30 protein-coding genes are annotated in these 24,419 nt (G+C 26.4%); 5 read left to right on the forward strand and 25 right to left on the reverse strand.

Translation table 11 applies throughout. The annotated features are described in order from the left end of the window. The 17 genes from BM020_RS09605 to ehaA form a co-directional block, all read right to left on the reverse strand. Positions 1–138 carry a hypothetical protein gene (locus BM020_RS09605; RefSeq protein ID WP_159428551.1) on the reverse strand — a complete coding sequence of 46 codons (138 nt, stop codon included), beginning with the start codon at positions 136–138 and terminating at the stop codon, positions 1–3. A 1-nt stretch (position 139) separates the two neighbouring features. Beyond that, entirely contained in the window at positions 140–1,174 is a 1,035-nt protein-coding gene (locus BM020_RS06105; protein WP_067146715.1) for a 4Fe-4S binding protein, read from the reverse strand. Positions 1,175–1,234: 60 nt separating this feature from the next. Continuing rightward, positions 1,235–2,371, reverse strand: coding sequence for a hydrogenase large subunit (locus tag BM020_RS06110; RefSeq protein WP_067146717.1), 1,137 nt, complete (start codon positions 2,369–2,371; stop codon positions 1,235–1,237). Positions 2,372–2,632: 261 nt separating this feature from the next. After that, on the reverse strand, positions 2,633–3,100 hold the full coding sequence (locus BM020_RS06115) for an NADH-quinone oxidoreductase subunit B family protein (RefSeq protein ID WP_327037160.1): 468 nt from the start codon (positions 3,098–3,100) through the stop codon (positions 2,633–2,635). A gap of 80 nt (positions 3,101–3,180) precedes the next feature. Next, entirely contained in the window at positions 3,181–3,567 is a 387-nt protein-coding gene (locus BM020_RS06120) for a DUF1959 domain-containing protein (protein WP_067146720.1), read from the reverse strand. A gap of 26 nt (positions 3,568–3,593) precedes the next feature. Then, positions 3,594–3,926, reverse strand: coding sequence for a DUF2104 domain-containing protein (locus tag BM020_RS06125; protein WP_067146722.1), 333 nt, complete (start codon positions 3,924–3,926; stop codon positions 3,594–3,596). A gap of 172 nt (positions 3,927–4,098) precedes the next feature. Continuing rightward, complete coding sequence (locus BM020_RS06130) at positions 4,099–4,356, reverse strand: hypothetical protein (RefSeq protein WP_067146724.1); 258 nt, start codon at positions 4,354–4,356, stop codon at positions 4,099–4,101. 83 nt (positions 4,357–4,439) lie between these two features. Then, positions 4,440–5,300, reverse strand: a complete 861-nt coding sequence (locus tag BM020_RS06135) for a respiratory chain complex I subunit 1 family protein (protein WP_067146726.1) — start codon at positions 5,298–5,300, stop codon at positions 4,440–4,442. A gap of 71 nt (positions 5,301–5,371) precedes the next feature. After that, the gene (locus tag BM020_RS06140; RefSeq protein WP_067146728.1) at positions 5,372–5,587 is read right to left on the reverse strand and encodes a DUF788 domain-containing protein; all 216 of its coding nucleotides are present in this window, start codon (positions 5,585–5,587) and stop codon (positions 5,372–5,374) included. Between the two features lie 172 nt (positions 5,588–5,759). After that, positions 5,760–6,428 carry a hypothetical protein gene (locus tag BM020_RS06145; RefSeq protein WP_067146730.1) on the reverse strand — a complete coding sequence of 223 codons (669 nt, stop codon included), beginning with the start codon at positions 6,426–6,428 and terminating at the stop codon, positions 5,760–5,762. Positions 6,429–6,457: 29 nt separating this feature from the next. After that, positions 6,458–7,135, reverse strand: a complete 678-nt coding sequence (locus BM020_RS06150) for an EhaG family protein (protein ID WP_067146732.1) — start codon at positions 7,133–7,135, stop codon at positions 6,458–6,460. Between the two features lie 75 nt (positions 7,136–7,210). Further along, the gene (locus BM020_RS06155) at positions 7,211–7,810 is read right to left on the reverse strand and encodes an EhaF family protein (protein WP_067146734.1); all 600 of its coding nucleotides are present in this window, start codon (positions 7,808–7,810) and stop codon (positions 7,211–7,213) included. A gap of 42 nt (positions 7,811–7,852) precedes the next feature. Continuing rightward, positions 7,853–8,113 carry an EhaE family protein gene (locus BM020_RS06160; RefSeq protein ID WP_067146736.1) on the reverse strand — a complete coding sequence of 87 codons (261 nt, stop codon included), beginning with the start codon at positions 8,111–8,113 and terminating at the stop codon, positions 7,853–7,855. Beyond that, positions 8,113–8,439 carry an EhaD family protein gene (locus BM020_RS06165; RefSeq protein ID WP_067146738.1) on the reverse strand — a complete coding sequence of 109 codons (327 nt, stop codon included), beginning with the start codon at positions 8,437–8,439 and terminating at the stop codon, positions 8,113–8,115. The genes BM020_RS06160 and BM020_RS06165 overlap by 1 nt, the downstream gene beginning before the upstream one ends. Before the next feature lie 55 nt (positions 8,440–8,494). After that, a complete protein-coding gene (locus BM020_RS06170; RefSeq protein WP_067146740.1) occupies positions 8,495–8,770 on the reverse strand; it encodes a DUF2109 domain-containing protein in 276 nt (91 codons plus the stop codon). A gap of 84 nt (positions 8,771–8,854) precedes the next feature. Beyond that, on the reverse strand, positions 8,855–9,355 hold the full coding sequence (locus BM020_RS06175; protein WP_067146742.1) for a [NiFe]-hydrogenase-3-type subunit EhaB: 501 nt from the start codon (positions 9,353–9,355) through the stop codon (positions 8,855–8,857). Then, positions 9,355–9,678: an energy-converting NiFe hydrogenase A subunit EhaA gene (gene ehaA / locus BM020_RS06180; protein WP_067146744.1), complete on the reverse strand. Its 324-nt coding sequence runs from the start codon at positions 9,676–9,678 to the stop codon at positions 9,355–9,357. Before ehaA ends, BM020_RS06175 begins: the two co-directional genes overlap by 1 nt. 465 nt (positions 9,679–10,143) lie before the next feature. Here ehaA and BM020_RS06185 point away from each other — a divergent pair, with 465 nt between their 5' ends. The 3 genes from BM020_RS06185 (at position 10,144) to cgi121 (ending at position 13,363) form a co-directional block, all read left to right on the forward strand. Beyond that, positions 10,144–11,082: an NAD-dependent epimerase/dehydratase family protein gene (locus BM020_RS06185; RefSeq protein WP_067146746.1), complete on the forward strand. Its 939-nt coding sequence runs from the start codon at positions 10,144–10,146 to the stop codon at positions 11,080–11,082. A 101-nt stretch (positions 11,083–11,183) separates the two neighbouring features. Beyond that, a complete protein-coding gene (locus BM020_RS06190; RefSeq protein ID WP_067146748.1) occupies positions 11,184–12,683 on the forward strand; it encodes a (R)-citramalate synthase in 1,500 nt (499 codons plus the stop codon). 152 nt (positions 12,684–12,835) lie between these two features. Further along, positions 12,836–13,363: a KEOPS complex subunit Cgi121 gene (gene cgi121, locus BM020_RS06195; RefSeq protein WP_067146750.1), complete on the forward strand. Its 528-nt coding sequence runs from the start codon at positions 12,836–12,838 to the stop codon at positions 13,361–13,363. A 128-nt stretch (positions 13,364–13,491) separates the two neighbouring features. Here the strand turns inward: cgi121 and BM020_RS06200 are convergent, their stop codons facing one another. From BM020_RS06200 to BM020_RS06225, 6 genes are all read right to left on the reverse strand, one after another. Next, positions 13,492–15,189, reverse strand: coding sequence for a right-handed parallel beta-helix repeat-containing protein (locus BM020_RS06200; protein ID WP_067146753.1), 1,698 nt, complete (start codon positions 15,187–15,189; stop codon positions 13,492–13,494). 365 nt (positions 15,190–15,554) lie between these two features. After that, on the reverse strand, positions 15,555–16,565 hold the full coding sequence (locus BM020_RS06205) for a DegT/DnrJ/EryC1/StrS family aminotransferase (RefSeq protein ID WP_067146754.1): 1,011 nt from the start codon (positions 16,563–16,565) through the stop codon (positions 15,555–15,557). A 147-nt stretch (positions 16,566–16,712) separates the two neighbouring features. Further along, positions 16,713–17,906 carry an Nre family DNA repair protein gene (locus tag BM020_RS06210; RefSeq protein WP_067146756.1) on the reverse strand — a complete coding sequence of 398 codons (1,194 nt, stop codon included), beginning with the start codon at positions 17,904–17,906 and terminating at the stop codon, positions 16,713–16,715. 129 nt (positions 17,907–18,035) lie between these two features. Beyond that, complete coding sequence (guaA, locus tag BM020_RS06215; RefSeq protein ID WP_067146758.1) at positions 18,036–18,962, reverse strand: glutamine-hydrolyzing GMP synthase; 927 nt, start codon at positions 18,960–18,962, stop codon at positions 18,036–18,038. Between the two features lie 91 nt (positions 18,963–19,053). Continuing rightward, positions 19,054–19,296 (reverse strand): hypothetical protein, encoded by a 243-nt coding sequence (locus tag BM020_RS06220; RefSeq protein ID WP_067146760.1) that lies wholly within the window; start codon positions 19,294–19,296, stop codon positions 19,054–19,056. Positions 19,297–19,551: 255 nt separating this feature from the next. Then, positions 19,552–20,118, reverse strand: coding sequence for a GMP synthase subunit A (locus BM020_RS06225; RefSeq protein ID WP_067146761.1), 567 nt, complete (start codon positions 20,116–20,118; stop codon positions 19,552–19,554). A gap of 266 nt (positions 20,119–20,384) precedes the next feature. Here BM020_RS06225 and BM020_RS09735 point away from each other — a divergent pair, with 266 nt between their 5' ends. Further along, positions 20,385–20,531 carry a hypothetical protein gene (locus tag BM020_RS09735; protein WP_200781252.1) on the forward strand — a complete coding sequence of 49 codons (147 nt, stop codon included), beginning with the start codon at positions 20,385–20,387 and terminating at the stop codon, positions 20,529–20,531. A gap of 293 nt (positions 20,532–20,824) precedes the next feature. Continuing rightward, complete coding sequence (locus BM020_RS06230; RefSeq protein ID WP_074798603.1) at positions 20,825–22,282, forward strand: Ig-like domain-containing protein; 1,458 nt, start codon at positions 20,825–20,827, stop codon at positions 22,280–22,282. Positions 22,283–22,560: 278 nt separating this feature from the next. Here BM020_RS06230 and BM020_RS06235 read toward each other — a convergent pair whose 3' ends face one another. Together BM020_RS06235 and BM020_RS09445 are read right to left on the reverse strand one after the other, a co-directional pair. Then, complete coding sequence (locus tag BM020_RS06235) at positions 22,561–23,499, reverse strand: NAD(P)/FAD-dependent oxidoreductase (RefSeq protein WP_074798605.1); 939 nt, start codon at positions 23,497–23,499, stop codon at positions 22,561–22,563. Between the two features lie 274 nt (positions 23,500–23,773). Next, a complete protein-coding gene (locus BM020_RS09445; RefSeq protein WP_143743965.1) occupies positions 23,774–23,977 on the reverse strand; it encodes a hypothetical protein in 204 nt (67 codons plus the stop codon). Positions 23,978–24,419 lie beyond the last annotated feature (442 nt).

The following is a 24,419-nucleotide window of genomic DNA, read 5'->3' on the forward strand; positions in this document are numbered from 1 at the left end:
TTAAATGCCTCCTTCTATTAATTGAAGAGTGATAAAACCTCTTTCCACTAAATGAGAACCAAACATATTAAGCTCTCTTCCCACTAAATGAGAACCAAACATATTAAGCTCTCTTCCCACTAAATAAGAACCAAACATATTAAGCCCTCCTTTCTGCTAATTGAGAAGCTTTTACAGAAATGTGAATAACTTTCTCATTATTATCATTTGTATCTAAATTAAATTTAGCTAAGAAATATTTTATAACTCCAAATGGACAGGTTTGATAACAAATACTGCATCTTAAACATTTTTCTTTATCTCTTACAATAGTATCCTTATCATAATCAAAGGATATAGCTCCAGTTGGACAATCTGGAATACACATTTGACATTTTTTACAGCTGTCTTCATCCCAAGTGATAATTCTAATTTTTAATCTATTGATAGCATCTTCTAAAACTTCATTAACTACTTCTTCATCATTTAAAATAGTTAAAGACTTATCAAAGATAGGTTTAAATTCTAACTCATCTAAAAAGAGCTTATCAGTACCTAGTTTAATCAATTCATCTTGTTTAGATCCAATATATTCTTCTAAGGTTTTAACTACAAAATTAATAATTTTCTTTTGTTCTTCAAGATTATTAACAAATACTCCTTTCATAGCTCCTTTAACAGGGCATGCGTCTAGACATTTTCCACAAGATATACATTTAGATTGATTTACAACAACCTTATCTCCAATTTCCTCAATAGCACCAACTTCACAAGCATCCATACACTTATGACATCTAATACACAAATAATCATCTACAATGTATTTTCTTTTAGAAGGAATAATATTAAATTCTTCATGAATAAAATGATTTTCCCCACATTCTAATGTTTTTGGAGTGGAAGGGCAAACTTCAGCACAGAAACCACATCTAATACAAGCTGCTTTATTAATAACCGGATAGATTAAGCCGATAGATTCTTCATTATCTGAATCTCTAATTAATTTGATTGCATTTGGAGATGGACAAGAAGCAGTACAAGAGCCACAACCAATACAATATTCCTTAATCACTTTAGGAAAATCTCTAAACCTGTCTGGTTTTTGTACTAAGTCTTCTTTTGATTTTGCATCGAAAAAACCATCTATCCAAGCTTTTCTTGCAAATTCATAAATATACCATATAATTGAAGACATTTTTATTTCACCTCCTCAAGAGGAAAAGAGAAAATAGAATAAAAAGAATTTAAAAAAACTTTATTCATTTAATTTCACCTCAAAGAAGTCTTTTATAGCATATTTACCAGTATCAATATCTGTTATAGCTACTCTTTCAGTACAAGCAATACAAGGATCTGAAGATGCATATGTTGAAACTGCATCAGAAACCGTAGCTACATCTTTAAGCATATATCTTGCACAAGAATCAATATTCATAATACTTGGAGTTCTAATAGAAATACGCTTGATTAAATCCCCGTTAGTTTCTACCATATAAGTTACTTCTCCACGTGGAGCTTCATTTCTCCATTCACCATAACCAGAAGCAATCTCTACAGGAATTCTAATATCCCCTTTAGGCATATTGTCAATAGCTTGTTTAATTAAATCAATAGATTGTTCAACTTCATAAAGCCTATTTAAAGTACGGGCATAATTATCTCCTTCTTTTCTCCAAATAGGTTTAAAGTCAAATCCATCTTGATAAGTGTAATGATCTTCTCTTAAATCATGTTTAATACCAGAAGCTCTTCCAATAGGTCCAACTGCATGACCTTTAATAGCTTCCTCTTTAGTCATTACTCCAACACCTTTTGCCCTTAAAGCAACGATAGGTGCTTCTTCAAATAGTGCAATATGCCTATCGAATCCATCCTCAATCTTCTTTAAGTTTGCAAGTATTTCATCAAAATGTCTTTCGTTTGCATCCATACGGACACCGCCAACAACATTCCAACCTAAATTAACCCTATTACCAGTTAATAATTCAAGGGAATCCATTGCATATTCTCTTAAAGCTAAAACATGCATAAATAAGGTTTCATGATCAAGAGTTTTAAAGAATGTTGAATTTGCAAGTAAGTGAGATTGAATTCTATCTAATTCATTTGTAATAACTCTTAAATATTGTGCTCTAAGTGGAGCACGAACTCCAGAAATTATTTCCAAAGTCTCAGCAAATGATTGTGTATGCTCATATGAACAAATACCACATACTCTTTCAGCTAAGTAAATACATTTCTGCCAAGTTTTACCTTCCATAATCTTTTCAATACCTCTATGAACATAACCATAATCAATTTCGGCTTTAATAACCTTTTCACCTTGAGTTTGAAGTTTAAGTCTTAAAGGTTCCTTTAAACCTGGATGAATTGGGCCTATTGGTAATATCATAATATCGTAACTCCTTATTTACTTATCTGATAAAATTTATAATTTTAATAAACTTAACAATTTTAGAAATACTAATAATTTTAAAAATATTAATAATTTCAAGGATATTAATAATTTTAAAAATATTAATAATTTTAATAAATTAATAATTTTAAAAATATTAATAATTTTAATAAATTAATAATTTTAAAAATATTAATAAATTTTAATAATACTAATAATATTAATAATCTATGTTTTAATTCAATATATTACTTATAACTAATCTTTTCTACTATCTTGAGCTCTTCCTTTAGCTGCAAGTGCTCCAGGAGCAACAGTTAAAACTGCTTCTAAAATTTCACTTGGTCTTGGAGGGCAACCTGGAATAGCTGCATCTACTGGAATAAAGTCAGAAACTGGAGCAAGAACTCTTCCTCCTTCTTGTGCAAATACATCTCCAGATTGTGGACAGTTTCCAACAGTTACAACAATTTTAGGTTCAGGAGTTTTCGCATAAATCCTTCTTAAATTCTCTCTCCATTGTTCTGTAACTGCACCAGTTACTAAAAGAACATCAGCTTCACGGGGATTATTGTGAACATAAATCCCATACTGTTCAAGATCGTATCTTGGAGAAAGAAGAGCGACTAATTCCACGTCACAGCCATTGCATCCTCCACAATTTACAATACAAACATGAATTGAACTTTTTCTCACAATATCTTTAAGTCTTTTAAGCATTTTAATTACCTTTAAGTTCTTGTTCTTTTAATAATGATTTAATAAATATAAATTTCTAATTCTATAATTAAAATATCTCTAATTAATTATTTTTCTTTAACCAAGTCAATAATTTCAGCTCTACCTTCTTCAAGAGCATCTTCATATTTTTTACCATTTTTAACAATATCTTTAGTTAAATTATGAGTAATTCTATCTGCATCTTCCTCAGATACAAGTTTAATAACATCACTTAACCAGTAAAGTCTTAAATCAATATGTAATTGTCTTTTTATTTTTTCTCTATTTGCTATTTCATATGTAGCATGCATATTTTCTAAATCACTCATATCAAAATGATTCATAAGAATATCTTCAAATTCTTCTTTAGAAATATTAAATTCTTCAGATAATGGAATAGTAATATCATTTTCCCAATAAAAACTATGAAGAACTCTCAATTTCATCATTTCTAATTTTTCTTCATTACTCATATAAATCACCAAATGAGTTCATTTAGTTAGAATTTAAACAAAAATCCTGATGTTAAAATCCAAACAACTACTGCAATAAAAATAGCAACTGCAGTTTCCATACGGCCATAACCTGGCCTTCTTCCTATTGTAAGGCCAATAAAGAAGAATGCTAAGCTAAGTAAAATTACAGAACTGATAAATCCTATTAGTCCATGATTTAATAATAAAAACCATCCAACAATAGCTAAAACCAAGGTTAAGACATCTATTTCAGATATTATAAAAGGTTCCATATGCTTCTTATAGCTTAACAGCAAACCAGCAATTGATCCTATTATAAAAACTAAAATATAAATCATAATATACAATTCTTCCATAATTTCACCTTGATTTTATAAACTTCTGATTTTTAACTATAAATTCTAATTAACAATTTTGAAATAAATATAAAACTTTAACTCTAAATTCTAATTAACAATTTTGAAATAAATATAAAACTTTAACTCTAAATTCTAATTAACAATTTTGAAATAAATATAAAACTTTAACTTAAATTGCTTTATATAAACAAATAAATGCTATACAAATGATTAAAAATGTAATAATGAAAGCTAATCTTTCTAAATTCTCAGCTAAATGAGCTGATTTTTCATCCTTTTGCATCAATATAAATGAAACAAAGATAATTCCAATTATAGCTAAAGGAAGGGCTAAAATACTTTGGAAGTAAGTAGCTAAAGCTGCCACTATAAATATTCCTAAAGCTACTAATGAAGTTAATACTCTCATTCCTTTTTCATTACTCATTTTAAAGCCTTCTTTATTAGTTTAAGTTAATTAAACTTTAATTAAGTTTATTTTTAATTTTTTAATAAATTTCATTTTTAAATCTAAATAATAATCATAATAATTGAACCAAGTGTACAAATAACTGCAATTGATATTTGGGCCATTACAGAATGGTTTGGATTTAACATAGGAGTTGTAGCATTAATAAATCCAGTTATAATACAAATTACAATCATTCCAATAAGATATCCAAGTACTGAAATTGGTCCAAAGAATACAGTTAAGAATATCCATAATAAGATATACCAAGCAATTGACTCTGAAAACATTATGTATCCTTTAAGTAAACCAAAATGCTCAGTTTCAAATCCAGATATAATTTCTTTTCCTTTTGTAATTCCAAAAGGAGAATATGGGGATTTTGTAACTATTAATGTAAAGAACATAATTGCTGCAAGAGGTAATTTAAATATTAAAGGCCCGTTTGCTGCTTGATAATCTATAATTCCACTGATATCCATAGTTCCAGTTAAAATAAAGATTATAGCAATTATAGCAAATAATGGTAATTCTCCTGCTGCTGAGAATACAGCTCTTACACAACTTACTTTACCATATGGAGAACCTGAAGAAGATCCTGCATTATGTTCTACAATCTTATGGATTGCATAAATACCAAATAATATCATTAAAGAACCTTTGGTAACTGGACCTACAATAACTCCAGTAACCCAGATCCCTGCTAAAATAACTGTAATACCTACATAAAAGGGCATTGCAGCTGTTTTTGGAAATGAAGTTTCTTTAAAGAAAAATTTCAAAGAATGCAACAAATATTGTATAATAGGAGGTCCAGGTCTTAATTGAACTCTCGCCATAACTTTTCTATGGAAACCTAATAAAAGACTACCTGCAAGGAAGGCTATAATTACGTTGATTAAAATTTGAGCCATTAAATTCATAATATCCTTCAAAGAGATTTATAATTAGTTTAAATTAGAGAATAATTGTAAAAATTTAAATTATTATCTAACTAATAACCAGTAAATGGTTCTTCTCTTCTTTCCTCCTCTTCATCTTTTATAGGTTTAGACATAGTAAGTAGTCCAAATGAAAGTATTAAAAATGGTATACAAACAATAGCTATTGCAAAAACTATCCAATCAGCTGGATTAAATATTAAAGCATAAAGTATAGCTAATAGAGATACAGCAAAGATAATATAACTAGCTATTTTCATTTTATTCATTTTATCAACCTTCTATTTTAATAATAAATAAATTTAATCTTTAATAAATATAAATTTTAATAAATTATAATTTTTAATAAACATAATCTTTAATAAATATAACTTTTAATAAATGTAACTTTTAATAAGTATGGTTTTTTATTTTAATTTATTTAAACTTTTAAAACCATATTTACAATATAGTTAATAAGATTTCAACAAATCTTACAATAATAAACAATGAACTTAAGTGAATAATTAATATAAATGGAGATCCAGGAGTTCTAAACATTTCCGCTTTACTTGCAAAGAATGGTGCTATACCACTTTCACCACAAACTCCAATTAGCATTACAAGTGCACCAAATATCATCATTGGACTTGCAGGAATTGTAGCTAACTCAAATAAGCTTAAAGTACCAGTAGCTGCTAAAATCATAGCTGCTCCACCAAATAATGGCAAACCACACATCATAGCAATTAAGCCATATTGATAAGCAGAATTTAAAACATCTACCTGCTTTACAGCAGAAACAATCCCAATGTTAACAATACCGATTAAAGCCATAAATAAGGTAAAGTTAAATAAATCTCCAGTAATCATAGCTCCAGCAGTAGCTATGCCACAAATAATAGCTAAGAATCTCCTATGTTTAAATTCTTTTATGCCAACTGAAACTTTATTTTCATCAAGTGATCCAAACATAGATTCTACCTGAGTTTCAGTACGGCTGATAGCTATTAAAGCTGTAAATAAAAGCATAGTTACAAACAAGAATATGTGTAGAGGGTTTAAATAAAGAACAATATCACCTAATGGAATTGTTCCAAATAAGTTTCCACCTAAATTCTCTATAAGCATTTAACAGTCTCCTTTTCTAATTTCAATAATCATTTTCTACCGTATTCTTCTCTCATTAAGATTCCGATTAATCCAATCTTAGAAGCTACTTTTAAGAGTAAACCAAGAGCTGCTAAGAATAAACTTAATAACCAATATTGCGGTAATAGGAAGAAGGATATAAAACCAACTATCCATAAACACCAAGAGATACCAGAAATTGCTCCTACACCATCAAGAACAACAATTGGTAAACCTCTAACTTTTCTACTTAATACATAAATTACAATACCTCCACCAGCTACTGCACCACCAGTAAAACCAGATAAGAATACACCATAAGCAATTAATATTAATGCAATGAAATTAGGAGAGCTTGTCATAATTTCCATATTGATATCTAAAGGCATTGGTGTAAATGAGGTATCTTTGTCAGCTTTTCTCATTTCACGAGATATTAAAATCTCAGATATAGCCATGATCTCTGCTAATTCTACTACTAAACCTGGAAGAATTAAAGCTTCAGATAAATCAGTTCCAACAGCAGCTACAACTATAAGCATAGCTAAACCTACAATATCAGTTAAGATAAGAATTTGAATATCTCTTTTCTCTATTGAAATTCCAATTAAGCCAATGAAAGCTACAATTAAACCACCATATAAAGCTGTGGTATACATTGAACTATAGAAAGCAGAAACAAATTGAGGAATTACACTTACTACCATCAATATACACCTCTATTAAAAGTGATTTTATTTATAGTACTAATCATAAAATCATTTAAATTACTAATCATAAAATCACCTAAACTCCTTTTTAGCTTGTTTTTGGCGAGCTTGACGATTGCTTTCTTCAACTTCACTAGCTATTCTATCAGAACTTGCAATAGCACTTTTTACATCCTCTTTAATATCCTTTTTAGCTTTTTTTCTATCCATAGTAAAGTTAATAGCTAACCATGATGCAATAATAAATGCCATCATAAGAATAGAAGATTCTAAGATAGTATCAAAACCTCTTGTATAGTAAAGGATTTCATCTATTACTCCTCCAGGAGATGAACATATACTTGTTCCAAAGTATGGAGAAATATCCTTTAGCATTTCAGCTATTGGAGTCATGTATGAATTAATCCAACCTAGATTTCTAGAATTTTCAGGATATTGGGCTTCTGTAAGACCAGGACTTTCTAAAATCTCACCACCTCTATCATATGGAGCAATAGCAAGTCCTGCATCCATTTGACTTTGAGGAGCTGGACGAGTATAAATTTGGTTGGTATTTAACTCTACAGGAATCAAAAATCCAGCAATCAATAGTAAACCTAAAATTAGAGCAAATAATCTAGGAATATTCTTTGGATTTGCTAATTTATTCCATATTTTTGCTATTTTAGGCATTTAGAAAACCTCCAGCATTAATTTTAAATAAATTGATAAACATTATACATCAGCTCCAATCTCTTCTAAACGAGCAATAGCTCTAAATAAGATTAAAGTTACAATGATAGTAGTTGCAATTAATGTCAAAAGAGCTAATGTAGAATTATAAGTAAGCAAAATTAATGAAACTCCTACAGATGCTACTTCTGTATTTATTGTTCTTATAACAGGGTCTTTTACACCAGGACCCCAAACAGTAGCAATGCTTCCAAAAATAGCTAATGCTAAACCTACATAAACCCAAAGTGCAAGATTAAACATTATTTACCACCTTTAGAGTTTCTTTCTTGATTTTCAGCACTATAATTTAATTTATCAAAAGTAGAATAATCTTCTAATTTTGATTTACGTACTCTGTCAATTTTAATTAAAGCAAGTAAAAATACAATAATAGACAACGGATTAAGAACAGCAGTTAAAAAAGCTACATCTAAATATTTAAAGCTAACAATAGCTAAGAATAAGCCTGCCTCTAAAATTGAAACCATGATTACCTTATCTAATGGTTTCTTAAGAAGAACAACCCCAATAGCGCCAATTATCATCAAAGCAATTGATATTGTTGTTAAATCAATGAATTCTAACATTTAAATCCCATTTCTATTATTTCAAATAAATAAAAAAAACAATAAATCAGTATAATTAATTCTCTTTATGCTCTTGCATATTCTCATCATAAGTGATTTCACCTTCCAAATCTTTTAAACTATAGGCAATTGCATTTGCCCCAATCGTTGATGAGATAAAGAAAGTTGCAGCTAATACAAGACCAAATGCACTTTGAATATATAATGCAATTAATGCAGAAACACAGAATCCTATTACATTTATATAAAGTAATTTTTCTGCCATATTTTTAGTTATTAAAGCTCTCAATGCCATTAAAACTGTAATAACTCCAATAATTTCAATATACATAATTTAACCTTGCATTTTTATTTAAATTCATCATATAAGTTAATTTTTGATATTTAGCTTTATTTATATTGATTTTTAAATCAATTATTTATATTTAGTATATCTACCAAAGGATTTTGCTATTTTTCCAATCAATCTAGAAATTGTTGGATGGTGGATTCCTTGAATTGTAAATATTGCAATTGTCATTCCGCAAATAAACATCTCTGGGGTGATTCCAATAAAAGAAAATATAGCTATTAATGAGGTCATAGTTAACGCACCACAAGTTCCAGCATAACCAGAATCGGCACATAATCTATTTCCAATATAAACTATCAATGCTGCTATTAATCCTCCCTGAATTCCTAAAACATAAACTCCAATTGATGCAATTAATGTTCCTGCTGAAGCATCTGGAGAACATAAAATGTTTCCTTGGAAGAAACCTCCTGCTAAATCCCCTTTCCTATTTTTTATAGAATAAGCTACAGTTTCAGCACCTTTAACTCCTGGAGCTTCAGCTAGGCCTAAGAAGGTATCAACTATAACAAAATTAAGCCAAGAGATAATAGTTGCTAAAATTAAGCCAATGATTAAATCCATTATTTACTACCTCCTTCAATTTCTGGAGGATTTGGAAAAATATAATCGAATAAATATTTTACAAAAAGAGCAGAAAATATTCCTACGATTATTGCAATTAATAATCCTTCATAAATCCAAAATATATTTAATGAATAAAATATAGCTAAAATCCCTATAGCGAAAATAGGAGTTGGAAATAGTGCACTTTTAGTCTTAGAAAACCTAATTGGCTTTTCTGGAAGAAGAGGTAACTTTAAAATTAAAGCTAAGACTACTGCAACTATAATAACCACCATATAATTCACAAATAATTGAAATCCATTAGCACCTATACTAATCATATTTAATAATATGTTATTATATAATATATATCTTATTACTTAATGACAAGTCGAAAATTAGGGTAATCTTGTGATTATTCTTAAAACTAAAAAAAGATAATTGAATTAATACAAAATAAAGAAAAAATATTAATAAATTTAAAAAAATAACTAATTTAAAGAAGAGAAATTTAGGCATTCCTAAAAATTTATATAAAATTTTATATATAATAACTCTTTTAAAAAAATGAATTTTTCATAAAAATCATTAATTTATTTAATTTTGTAATTAATTTATTTTTATTGTAAATTATTTAATTTATTATGGTTTTTTATAAGATTACATAATATTAAAATAGTATTAAAATTATAGATTTATACAATATAGATGATAATTAATATTAATATAAAAAATGATTTTATAAAAAAATAATAAATTTAAAGTAAAATTTTAATTTTAGATTATAAAAATAAGGACCTGATGTAATGGAAAATAAAGAAATTGTAGTTACTGGAGGATGTGGATTTATAGGATCACATGTAGTTGATGCATTAATTGAAAACAATAAAGTAACAATTATCGATAACTTATCCTCTGGGAAAATAGAAAACTTAGAAAATCATAACCATGAAAATTTAACTTTGATTAAAGAAGATTTATTAGATGCAGATTTAGAAGAGATTTTAAAAGGAAAAGATTATGTATTCCACCTTGCAGCATTAGCAAGTGTTCCTGGAAGTGTAGCAGAACCTTTAAATTACAATCAAACAAATATTGATGCTAGTTTAAAATTATTAATTGCATCTAAAAATAATAATATAAAGAAAATTGTCTTTTCATCATCTTCTGCAGTTTATGGAGAGAATCTAAATATGCCACTTAAAGAAAGTGAGCTATTTATGCCTTGCTCTCCTTATGCAGCTCAAAAAGCAAGTTGTGAATTATATTTAAAATCATTTTATGAAAGTTATGGCTTAAACTATGTAGCATTAAGATATTTCAATGTCTTTGGTCCTAGACAGGATGAAAATTCCCAATATGCGGCAGTCATTCCTAAGTTTATTTCTGCAATACTTAAAGGAGAAAGTCCAGTTATTTATGGTGATGGGGAACAAAGTAGAGATTTTATTTTTGTTAAAGAAATTGCAAAAGCAAATATTGCAGCATGTGAATCTGACTATAATGGTGTTGTAAATGTTGCATTAGGTAAATCAATGACTATCAATAAATTATTTGAAGTAGTTAGAGATGCACTTAAATCAGATATAGAGGTTAAATACCTTGATGAACGTCCGGGAGATATTAAACACTCATTAGCAGATATTTCAAATTTAAAAAATATTAGCTTTAATGTAGAAGAGGATAAATTTGAAGAGCAGTTAAGAGAAACTGTAGAATGGTTTAAAAAAGAAATGGAATCTTAAAATTTTAAAATTTTTATTTAATGATAAAAATAAAACACACAAAATTTTAAAAAGTTTTTATTATAAAATAAATATTAAATCTAGAAAGTCGAGGTTGTAAAATGAAAATAGAAGTATTAGATACTACACTTAGAGATGGAGAACAGACTCCAGGAATCTCTTTAAATGCAGTAAAAAAATTAAGAATAGCTACTAAATTAGATGAAATAGGCATAAACTCCATTGAAGCAGGATCAGCTATTACCTCAGAAGGCGAAAGAGAAGCTATTAAATTAATTACTTCACAAGGATTAAAAGCTGAAATTCTAAGTTTTTCAAGAACATTAATTAAAGATGTGGATTACTGCTTAGAATGTGATGTAGATGCAGTAAACCTTGTAGTTCCTACTTCTGATTTACATTTAAAATATAAATTAAAAAAATCTCAAAGTGAAATGCTTCAAGATGCTGTAGAAGTAGTGGAATATGCTAAAGATCATGGACTTCTAGTAGAGCTTGCTGCTGAAGATTCAACAAGAACTGGTGTAGAATATTTAAGAGAAATATTTAAAGCGACTATTGATGCAGGAGCAGATAGAATCTGTCCATGTGATACTTTAGGAATACTTACCCCCTTAAAGTCATTTAATTTTTATAAAAGGTTTACAGATTTAGGAGTTCCTGTAAGTGCACACTGTCATAATGACTTCGGTCTTGCAGTAGCTAATACATTATCTGCAATAGATGGCGGAGTAAGCAGATTCCATGGAACAATTAATGGAATTGGAGAAAGAGCAGGAAATGCAGCTATTGAAGAAGTAGTAGTTTCTCTAAACACATTATACAAAAATAATGAAGAAGATGCAGAAAGTAAATATACTACAGATATTAAAATTAATCAGCTGTATAAGACTTCAAAATTAGTTTCAAGATTAAGTAATGCCTATTTAGCTCCGAATAAACCAATTGTTGGTGAAAATGCATTTGCACATGAGTCTGGAATTCATACAGATGGAGTTATAAAAAATAGTGCTACTTATGAACCAATTACACCAGAACTTGTAGGGCATAGACGTAAATTTATTATTGGCAAACATGTAGGAACTAAAGGTTTAGATAATAGACTAAAAGAATTAGGTCTAAAGGTAAAAAAAGATCAATTAAATGAAATTTTCTATAAAGTGAAAGACCTTGGTGATAAAGGTAAAACAGTTACTGATACTGATTTAGAAGCAATTGCTGAGCATGTTCTTAATATTGAACAAGAAAAGAAAATTAAACTTGATGAGCTTACAATTGTCTCAGGTAACAAAATCAGGCCAACTGCATCTATTAAGATAAATGTTGAAGATAGAGAATTAATTGAAGCAGATATAGGTATTGGTCCTGTAGATGCAGCTATCAATGCACTTAATAAAGGAATTAAAAACTTTGCAGACATTAAACTTGAAGAGTACCATGTAGATGCTGTTACAGGAGGTACAAATGCATTGATTGAAGTAATTGTTAAACTTAGTTCAGGTGATAAAATCATATCAGCAAGAGCTACTGAGCCTGATATTATTAATGCAAGTGTAGAAGCTTATATTGATGGTGTAAATAGATTATTAGAAAATAAATAATAATTAAAATAGATATCTCAATATAATAGCTAAAATTAAACAAAATTTAAACATTTATTTTATTATTTTTATTATTTTTATTATTCTTATTTTAACAGAGATAAAATGAAAAAATAAAATAAAGAAACTAATTTTATTTTAAGAGAGATAAAATGAAAGAATACAATAAAGAATTAGCTAACTTAGATAATGTTGAAATATTAGGCTTTACTGGAACTATTGAAAGTATTCCAAAAACATTAGACAGAATAGATCAAATAAGAAATACTTGTTGTGATGTTGGAATAATTCAACTTATGAATGCAGATGCAATAGCTGGTAAAGAACACCTTCAACAAGGAACTATTCATGCAATTAATGCATTTAAAAGAGGAGAAAATTTAGCTAATGATTTAGGTATTGAAATATTAATTAGAACATCCGCTCAAAGACAAATATCAAAGGCATTTAATATACTTGGTCTTAAAGAAGGTAAGATGAACATAGCAGTTGTTATGATAGATTGTCCAGATTACTTTCTTGATGAATTATCTAATATCTTTACAAGAAATGATGAGGTTTTAGAAGCTGAGGAATCAATATTAATAAACTTATACAATATTCCTGAAAAAGAATTAAAAACCATACCTATAACAGACATATTAATTGATAAAACAAGTAAATTAATTGTTGAACAATAGAAATTAAAAAATTAAAAAAGAAATAGAAAATATAGAAAGATAAAAAAGAAATAGAAAATATAAAAAACTAAAAAAAGAAATAGAAAATATAGAAAGATAAAAAAGAAAAAAATAAAATTTTAACAAAATTAACTTGACCTATCTCTTTTTCTTATTAATCCAAATAGGAATATAAGTAAAACAATAGCAAAAGCCATAATATATCGAATATCAAATGATTTTTGACTGATTGGATTATCTTCAAACAATTCAACCATCTTTTTATTATTAGAATCCTCACCTACAAAAGTAGAATTTAAATTATCTGATTTTTTTCTAAATATAGTGAACTTATTATTTAAAGAATTATTTTTAGAACCATTTAATAAATTACTAGACCTATTATTTAATAAGTTACTAGAACCATCTAATAAATTACTAGACCTATTATTTGATAAATCATTTAAGCTTGATGAATCACTTCTTAAATTATTTGTTTTTCCATCTGAAACATTTAAATCAGCTTTATTATCATCAAATTTTAATCCAGTTTTATTTGAATTTGGAACTAAATGATTAAAATAGCTTTTATAATTTTCACCATAATATTCATTTAAAACATCAGAATATCTATTTAACAATGAAAAATCTAAAAGATCAAACAATCCCATGTTTTGATTAGTTCTACTTGGTTTAATCCTATTAGAAACATTATTTGGATCTACAACACTTGGGTCTGTAGGGTCTTCATCACCCCAATTATTATCATCAAACATAGGGAATAAGAGTTTTGTATTATTCCATCTAAGAAATATTTCTTTTCCTAAAGGGGAAGAATTATTTGTAATAATATTATTTCCTACTTTTATGACAGTTTTAGCATCAAACATAGGTTGTTGTATATAAAATGAACCACCAGTTTTATCAGCTGTATTATTTATAATAATCGAGTTTGTGAGGTTAATACTACCAGAAACCATTAGAGCACCACCATTAGTACCTGCTGTATTATTAATAAAAATACACCTATCAATACTTGAGTTTCCAGCCCAGCTATAATAAGCACCAGCCCACTCATCTGCATGATTATACATAAAAATACAGTCTTGAATATTTCCATATCCAAAAACACTGACACGAATAGCTCCACCATCACGACCAGCCGAATTATTAATAAATACAGAATTATAAATGTCTGAACGTCCATAACAAGTAGTAACAGCACCACCATCATGATCTGCATGATTACCTATAAATAGTGAATTATTTACAAATAAATAACTTCTATCTGTTTCATTGCCATAATTGGAAATAGCTCCTCCATTAGTAACATTTAATGCTGTGTTATTTATGAAAATACAATTATCTACATAAACATTACCAGTTTCTATACAGATGCCACCACCAAAATTATCTGTTTTACCGTTGATAATTGTTAAATTATTAAATTTAGCAGTTATATTGATATTGTTAATAAAAAATATGCTTGATAATTCTTCACCATCTATAATAACTTCTCGTGGATTGGCGTTTCCTTGAAAAGAGATATTTCTAGTAATATTTATTCCATGAATTTTATATATACCTGGTTCGATTAGAATTGTATCGCCATTATTTGCACTTTCTATTCTATCAATCAATTCTTTAGAAGCTTCATCGAAATATTGGCTAGAATTAGAGTTTCCATCAGCTAATTCACAATTATAATCATTAGATGATTTAGATAATGATTCAGATATGGAATTTACTTCTTCAAAACCTAAATCAATATTATCATCATCAGTTATATCTTCCTTAAGAGTATTATCATCAATATTTTCAGCACTAATTGGAGGAACTGTAATCAAAATAATTAATAATAATGTAAATGATATCCATTTAAGTTTATCTTTTATTTATATACCTCCATACAAATCGATTATTTAAATTAAAATAAAATTTAATTTATATAAAATAAATTAGCTTAATTAATCTAAATAAAATATTTAAATTAAAAAAAGCTTCATTTTATTAGATAATTTAATTTTATTTAATAAAATATAAATTTAATAATATTATTTATATTTTTTAACAATATATAACATTTTTCATAACGAGAAATAAAAAATTGATAAAAAGAGAAAAAATTAAAAAAATGATAAAAAAAAGTAAAAAATTGATAAAAAGAGAAAAAATTAAAAAAATGATAAAAAGAGAAAAAAGTAAAAAGTAATTAATTATCATATTTTTTTAAAATATTAACCATATTATCTAAATTATCTATTCCCAAACAGGAAATATCGAGATTCTTGATTTCTAAAGCTACTGCTTTTTCTTTTAATCTATTATAATTAGGACATTTAGTAATCATACCATGACTATCTAAAACAAATTCTTGACGTAATTTATAAGATAAGGATTTAGAATCATCTACTTTTATAATTACATTTGTTCCTCTTTTATCTTTATGAAATACTTCAAAATTAGTTTTATTTTCAATCCTTTCTTTAAGGTATAGGCAAGCTTCAATAGTTTTATTTAAATTTTCTTCTGTAAAGTCAAGTTCTCTATTTATTCCACAAGCAGTTATATTACTTGTTTTACTTGTTTTTAAAAGAAGTTTTGATTTTTCTAATAAAGAATTATCATTAGTTGTAATAAACCCGCCATCTTCAACATTAACTATTTTTGGAGAACCTGTAGAACCTATTATAATATCTGAGTAATTACCATTTGCTAATTTATTACTAGAATCACCAATAGCTCCTGAAGCATCTTCTACTAAAAGCATGTTGTTTTTATGAAGAAATTGGCAGATTTCTTTAATATCTTGTTCAGCAGTATAAGCTGCAAAGCTTGTTAAAAATAGTGCAGATTTGTTATTTTCATCATCTAAATCTATATCATCAGTTGATGCTAAATCAATACTTTCTTTTAGATAATCTAAATCAACTAAACCTTGATTAGTTTTTACACTGATTAAATCTTTATTTAAAAACTTAGCAATTTGTTTAAAACCATTCCATGCTCCCTGATCTGGAATTAAAATGACTCCATCAATTGAATTCATAGCAGATAAAATAGCGGAATTGCCACTGTTAACTAATTTAGCATATTTATGATTAGTAAAATTAGCTAGTTTGTCCTCAGCAATACCATGATAATCTAAATTATCTTCACCATTTGCTAGTTTAGACATAGCTATTTGAGTTTCTCTTGATGGTTTTTTAAATTTAAGATTCATATTTTAACCTATAATAAATTTTCTAATCTATAATAAATTAGCTAATCATTAAATTAATAGAAATTAATTAAATTTTCTTATAAATAAAAACTATTGTAAATATAGTGATATAAATAGAAATTAATTAAATTTTCTTATAAATAAAAACTATTGTAAATCTGGTGATTTTTTAAAGAAAGAATCCAATGTTGTCTGCTTAGAATGTAATAATTCATTTAATAAATTACTCTGTTTAACATATTTACTAATAGGAATCTTTAACTTTGTTCCACAATAGACAACAGCATCCTTTAAGGTTTCAAATTCTTTATAATCACCATTCATTGCATATTTAATATTCTCTCTAACATTAAATACACCTAATGGCACATAACCTGAATAAGCTTCTCTAAGAATAATAAGGCCGGACTGAAGTTTAAGTTTAGCTAATTTATCAAGCACAGCCATTTTAGCAGTATAATAACATCCCCCCACACATGAGTACTCTGTCTTATCAGAATTTGTTTCATAATCTGAGAAGATCATTTCTTCTTTCCCCATGATTTTTATAAATGCTTCAAACCATTCATATTGCCATTCAGTAGGAGTTAAAATTATTGCATAATAATTCTTTAAGCTTGAAAACTCATAAACCCTATAGCTATCCAGTATAGGATAATGTCTTACTTCTTTTAAAAGATTATCTGCAATTGTACTATCACAAGCTGTAATAGACCATCTTGTAGGAACTAATCTTCGATTCTTTTTAAGGCCAAAGGCTCCAACGGAGAAAGCTTTTTGCATAGCTGAAAATGGAATATCTTTATTATGCAAATTCATTACAGCTTCACGTGCTTTTAAATCAGTATCATAAAAACTTTTTTCCAGTTGCCTATCCCATTTAACTGCATCGATATCAAATTTTTCTATTAAAGCACTTGGTCCATGAGGCATACTTTCTTCATTAAACATTGCACCAGTTGGTCTTGATCCAAAAGTAGCTTCACTATCAATTGACTTTGCTGCAAGAGAAATATCCTGAAGCTTTTCTACAAAAGGATTTTCCAAGTCTTTAATATCCATCAATTGTTTTCCACGAACAAGATTCATACGATATCCAATAATATCTTCTTGAGTTTTATTTTCACCAATCCAACTCTCTGGAGAGTCCATAATAGCAGTATCACCAGTTTGTCCAACCATCATAGGTCCAGCATAGACTTTAGGATAACTCCATCGACCTATAAAAACAGATGGTGGCGTACTACCATCTAAATCCTTTCCAATATTAACTGATTTCATCTGTATTTTTTCAGTTAATTTAGCTAAATAAGCATTTTTAGTTGATTTAGATGTTCTCATAATAAAACCTATAAATTTAAATAAAAATTAAAAAATAGTTTAAAAAATTAAATTAAAAGTTAAATTAAAAAATAAAAATAAAATAAAAATATAAGTTAAATTAGTTATTTATGATTAATTTATCTTTATTTAAGCAAATTCAATGGTGCTTGGTGGTTTATCACTAATAGATAAAGCAACATGAGTAACTTCAGAAACTTCAGAGGTGATTCTTTTAGAAATAGTTCTAATTACATCCCAAGGCATCTCAGGAACAGTTGCAGTCATTGCATCAACAGAACTAATTAATCTAATTACAACTAAATAACCAAAGTCTCTCTTATCACCTTTTACACCAGTAACTTTAGTATCAGTAAGTACTGCAAAGTATTGCCATAATTGTTTATTTAAAGCTGCTTTTTCTACTTCTTCCCTTACAATAGCATCAGCAGCTCTACAAATAGCTAAATTTTCTCTTGTAAGAGCTTCAATAACTCTAACACCAAGACCAGGACCTGGGAAAGGCTGTCTTTGAATAAGTTTTTCAGGAAGACCTAGTTCACTGCCAACTTCCCTTACTTCATCTTTGTATAAATCTCTAATTGGTTCAACAAGATTCAAAACCATACCACTTGGTAAAGCAATATTGTGGTGAGATTTAATCTTTCCTTCAGTTTCAATCCAATCTGGTGCTATAGTACCTTGAACTAAGTATTTAGCTTCAACCTTTTGCGCTTCTCTTTCAAAGACTTCAATAAATACTCTCCCGATGATTTTTCTTTTTTCTTCAGGATCTTTTACTCCTTCAAGTTCAGATAAAAATTCATCAGAAGCATCGATGTATTTAAAGTTTAATCTTTCTTCAAAAACACCACAAACTTGTTCTGCTTCCCCTTCTCTAAGTAAACCATGGTTAACAAATATAGCTGTTAAATTATCACCAATAGCCTCTTGAGCAAGAACAGAACAAACAGAACTATCAACTCCACCAGATAATGCTATAATAGCTTTTTCATCACCAATTTCATCTTTGATTTTGTTAATAGCCCCTTCAATAAATTCTTTTGGTCTTAACATAAAAATACCTTTAAAAAAAAATAATTTAAAAAGTTATTATATAATTAAATATAAAATATGAAAAATATTATATTTAAAAATCTTAATTAATTTATTCAAAATCTTCGATAAATTCCATAATGATAGCTTCTAAGCCTTCATCTTTACCATCCATTACAGCATCCATCATATCTTCATATTTAACATATTTTTCAATTTTTATTGCTTTTTCACCAATACCAGTAATTCTGAAGTCTTGTTCCCCATCACCAATAGGTATACTAATATTTTTAAATTTTAAGTTAGCTTTATTGTCAAGTGCTTTCTTTTTAAAGTCATCTACATTATCAAACATTTTATCAACCCTTTTTAAAAAAAATAAAATAAAAAAAATAAATATGATTTAAAATCTTTGTTTTTTAAATTTATCCTTTTAAATTCCTTATTTATTCATTATTATAATTTTAATAGATTAAGAAATAAAAAATTAATTATTTTCTATAATTTTAATAGATTAAAAAAATAAAAAAATTAATTATTTTCTATAATTTTAATAGATTAAAAAAATAAAAAAATTATTATTTTCTATAATTTTAATAGAAAAAAATTATTATTTTCTATAATTTTGACAAATCTCGTAAAAATTTTTAAAGATAAATTCACCTTTAGGGGTATGATGAACCTCTGGATGAAATTGGATTCCATAAATCTCTTTTTCTCTATGTTTCATAGATTCAATATCACAAAGAGAAGAACTTGCAATTATATCAAACTCTTCAGGAAGAGTGTGAACTTCGTCTTTATGAGAACTCCAAACATCAAGAGGAGATTCAAGACCTTTAAAAAGGTTAGTAGTATCTAAAAGATTTATTTTTACTTGAGCATAACTTTCAGTATCAGAAGTAGAAACCTCTCCACCAAATGTTTTAGCTATTAATTGATGACCTAAACAAATACCAAGAATAGGAATGTCAAAGTGTTTAATATACTCTGCAGCATTTCCTACATCATCAATTGAAGGACCTCCACCTAAAATTAAACCAATAGGTTCTTTTTCTTTAAGTTCTTCAACAGATAATTCATTACTAACTAGCTCAGAAGGAATTTTAAGATATTGTAGGCTTCTTTGAATCCTGTGGTTGTATTGTCCTTTGTTATTAATAACTAAGATTGTCATATAATCCTCAAAATTATTTATTTTCGAATAAATACTCTTTATAATATTAATAAATTAAAGCTAAAAACTAAACATACTTAATATATTATATAATATTACATAAATTATTATATATTTTATATAATATATAAATTTACTACTTTTTAAAATTTAAAATTAAAAAAATAATAAATAAAAATTCAATATTAAAAAAAAAGTTAATCTATTTAAATAATAAAAATAACAATTTAAATAAGTTTAAATACTATTAAAAGATAAATAAAACTATGAAAATTGATGAATTAATTACTTACATAATAATCATATTTATTTTAGCAGTTTTAATTAAATTGTTTGCACACTTATTACCTATTCTTGTTGTATTAGCAGTAGCTTATATAATATATCTTTTTATAACTGAAAAAGAATATTAAACTTTTAAACTAATTCTTTTTCTTTTTTCTTTTTTGTAATTTATATAATTTTTTTATAAAAACCTTTTTTAAACTTATCAAAAACTATTTATAAACCCTCTTTTAAAAACTTATCAAAAACTATTTTTATCAAAAATCTTTAAAAAAAAAATTAATCTATTTCTTAATGTAATTAACAATTTTTTAACTTTAAAAAAAAGCATTAAAAAATTAATAGATATACTTAATAATTAATAAATTTAAAAATATCATTAAATTATTTTTATAAGCTAAAACTTAAATGGAGGAATAAAATGAATAAAAAAATCTTAGGATTTTTTTTTATTTTAATAATTCTTTTTATTATAATAAACATTAACATCATTTCTGCAAGTGAGATAGATTATGGCACAGATACCATTTCAGAAGAAATATTAAAGGATGATAGTGGAATAAATGAAATAAAATCCGTAGAAAATGATATAGGCTCTTTAGAAACTGATGATAAAGATCTAAAAATAAGTGAAGATGATACTTCAATATACAATACTCAAACAAATGAGATAGGTGATTCTAATTCAACAGATGAGGAATCTAATACCTCAACAAATAAAACTACATTAGAAAAAACATCTTTAGACTCTGCAGATTATGTTATAAAATCAAAATATTTAAATGTTTATTTAAAAGACAGCTCTAAAAAAGCTATTGCTGATCAAAAAGTAAAACTTACAATCGATGGTAAAACTATTTCTGAAACAACAGATGATAATGGAATAGCTAAATTTTTAATTAGAAATGTGGCTAAAACATACATAGTAGATTTAAAATTTGATGGTGATTCTGAATATGAGTCTTCAACAAAAACATTGAATTTAAGAGTTATTGCAAAGCCTATTTACACAAAATTAACTATTGCTGAAACTGGTATTATAAAAGGCAATTACTTAAAGGTTTACTTAAAAACCACTGCAGCTAAAGCAATAGCTAAACAAAGGGTAAAAATAACTATAAATGGAAAAACCTACCTAAAAACTACTAATAAAAATGGCATAGCTAAGTTAAAATTAAATTTAAATGCAAAAATTTATAATTTAACTATCCAATATGCTGGAAAAGCCAATTATATACCAGCAAATAAAAAAACACAGATTAATATTCTCAATAGGAAACTCATAGGAAAGACTAGCTATGGAAGAGTAGATCTTATTAGTGTTATTGGAAACCGTAGTTCTAAAGTAAGAATAGCCTATGTTGTAGGTCTGCATTCTATGGAACATCAAATACATGATTCTTTTTATAAATTAATGAAAGATAAAGTAAATATGAAATATAAATATTATATTTATAAGATTACTTTAACCAAAAAAACAGGATCTTATTCAACTCTTAGAATGAGAGGTCAAAAGCTTGCTAAAAATTATATTGTTCCACATGCAAAGAAACAAAAATATGATTTAGTTGTTGACATTCATTCAACATCTGGAATTAGATATAAGAAAACTTACTTTATACATGTTCCAAAAAATAAACATGCTGCATCAATGAAATTAGCTAAAAAAACTATTAAAACTATAAAATCAATTGAGAAAAACTCTAAAATGTTATATTGGTCTCCTCCAACACAAACCAGTCCTCCTTATATTCATTTACCACTTATTAAGGCAGGAACTCCAACATTTGTCTTTGAAACTTGGACTTATGAGAAAAAATCTCAAACAAATAAAAGAGCTAAAATCTTAATTCAGTCAGTAGATCAGGTATTTAGTTAAAATAACTAAATATCTTCTTTTTTTAAATTTATTTTATTTTAAAAAACTATTTTTTATCTAAAATTTATAAATTTAAAAAACTATTTTCCTATCTAAAATTTATAAATTTAAAAAACTTTTTTTTAAATAAAATCCTAAACTGTTAGTGATATTACGAATAAATAAAAATAATTAAAAAAAATAGTAAAAAATAAAGTATTAAAATATAAAAATAATTAAAAAAAATAGTAAAAAATAAAGTATTAAAATATAAAAATAATTAAAATTAAATGATTAAATTATAAATTCAAATCCTTATAAGCAGACATAGCAGCTACTGCTCCTTCTCCACAAGCTACAACCCACTGTTTTAGTCCTCCAGTAATATCTCCTGCAGAATAAACATGCTCTACATTTGTAGCCTGGTTTTTATCAGTTATAATATAATCATCATCATCAAGATTAACTCCTAATTCTTTAGCTAAGTCATTAGAAGGATTATCACCAATAGCAATAAATACAGCATCTGTTTTATAATCAAGCTTTTCACCATCTTTTAAAAGACTAACAGAATCAACCATAATTTCTCCTTTAATCTCTTCAATGACAGAATTCCAAAGAACTTCAATGCCATTCTCTTCTAAAGCCTTTTGAAGATGATACTCACATCTTAATTGATTACGTCTATGAACTAATTTTACATTACAACCAATATCCTTAAGATATAATGCTTCTTGAGCAGCACTATTACCTCCTCCAACCATAAGAACATCTTTTCCAATGAAGAACATCCCATCACATGTTGCACAGTAAGCTACTCCACGACCTAAAAACTCATTTTCACCAGGTACATTTAAATGTTTATGAGATGCTCCTGTAGCTAAAATAATAGATTTAGTTTTAAATTCTCTAGCTCCAATCTCATTTGAAGTCATTAATAAAGGAGAATTTTTAGTTTTTAAGTAAAATCCATCTTCTATTTTTTCGATTGAATCAATAACCCTATTTTCTAAAATTTCACAATAATTTTCAGTTTGTTCTTTCATTTTTGCAATTAAATCCATTCCAGAAATTAAATTAAATCCTGGATAATTTTGCATTAATGGAACTTCTAAACCTTGTCCACCAACACTTCCTTTATCAATTATCAAAGTCTTTGAATTTTGTCTACCTGCATACATACCTGCAGTTAAACCAGCAGGCCCTGCTCCTATAACTATAATATCATAATTTTCCATATAAACACCAAGATATAACCAATAAAATTTAAAATTATGAATATGCTTAGAAATAATAAAAATAATAAAAACTACAAATGAAAATTAATAAAATAATTATTATTATATTCTAAATAATAATTAATTATTTTTTATAATTTATATATTTTAATATATTGTTTGTATTTAAAAAATAAAATATTTTAGAGGTTTAAAAATTTTAGTTTTTTATAATAATTGTTGTATGGCTGTTTTGAGTAAACATTTGATACTATAAATAATCCTAAATGTTTAATTAAACTCTTTGAATAATTTCACTAAAAAATCTTCCAGTATTAACTCTTAAAATGGAAACATGAGTTTCATTACCAATATTACTAATATTACTAATATTACTAATATTACTAATATTACTAATATTACTAATATTACTAACAATTATATGCACTAATGCCTTCAAAAATACCTGTACCTCAATGAGATAGATAAGAAAATACATGAATTTCCCATCAAATATTCACTAAACATTCAGAATTAAGAAATTATAATATGCAAAAATCTTGAAATAATACTTAAATATTAAAAAATAAGAAATAATAAACTATATAGCTAAATTATTAAATTAACATGAATAAATAAAGAAAATAAAAAAGAGGGAGGGTCACAATTTCAAATTTCAAATTTTTGTCTAAATTTTTAATATATTTTTATAAATTTTTTAATTTAAAATTATAAATTTAAACAATTATAAATATTTGGACTTTTTCTTGAACACAAAATATTTGTGACACACCCTCAAAAAATAAAAAAAATAAAGAAAATAAAAAAAATAAAGAAAATAAAAAAAATAAAGAAAATAAAAAAAATAAAAAAATAAAAAAAATAAAGAAAATAAAGATAAATAAAAAATAAATATATAAAACTAATTTTAGAAACTTTAT

Source organism: Methanobrevibacter olleyae (assembly GCF_900114585.1).
GTDB lineage: Archaea > Methanobacteriota > Methanobacteria > Methanobacteriales > Methanobacteriaceae > Methanobrevibacter > Methanobrevibacter olleyae.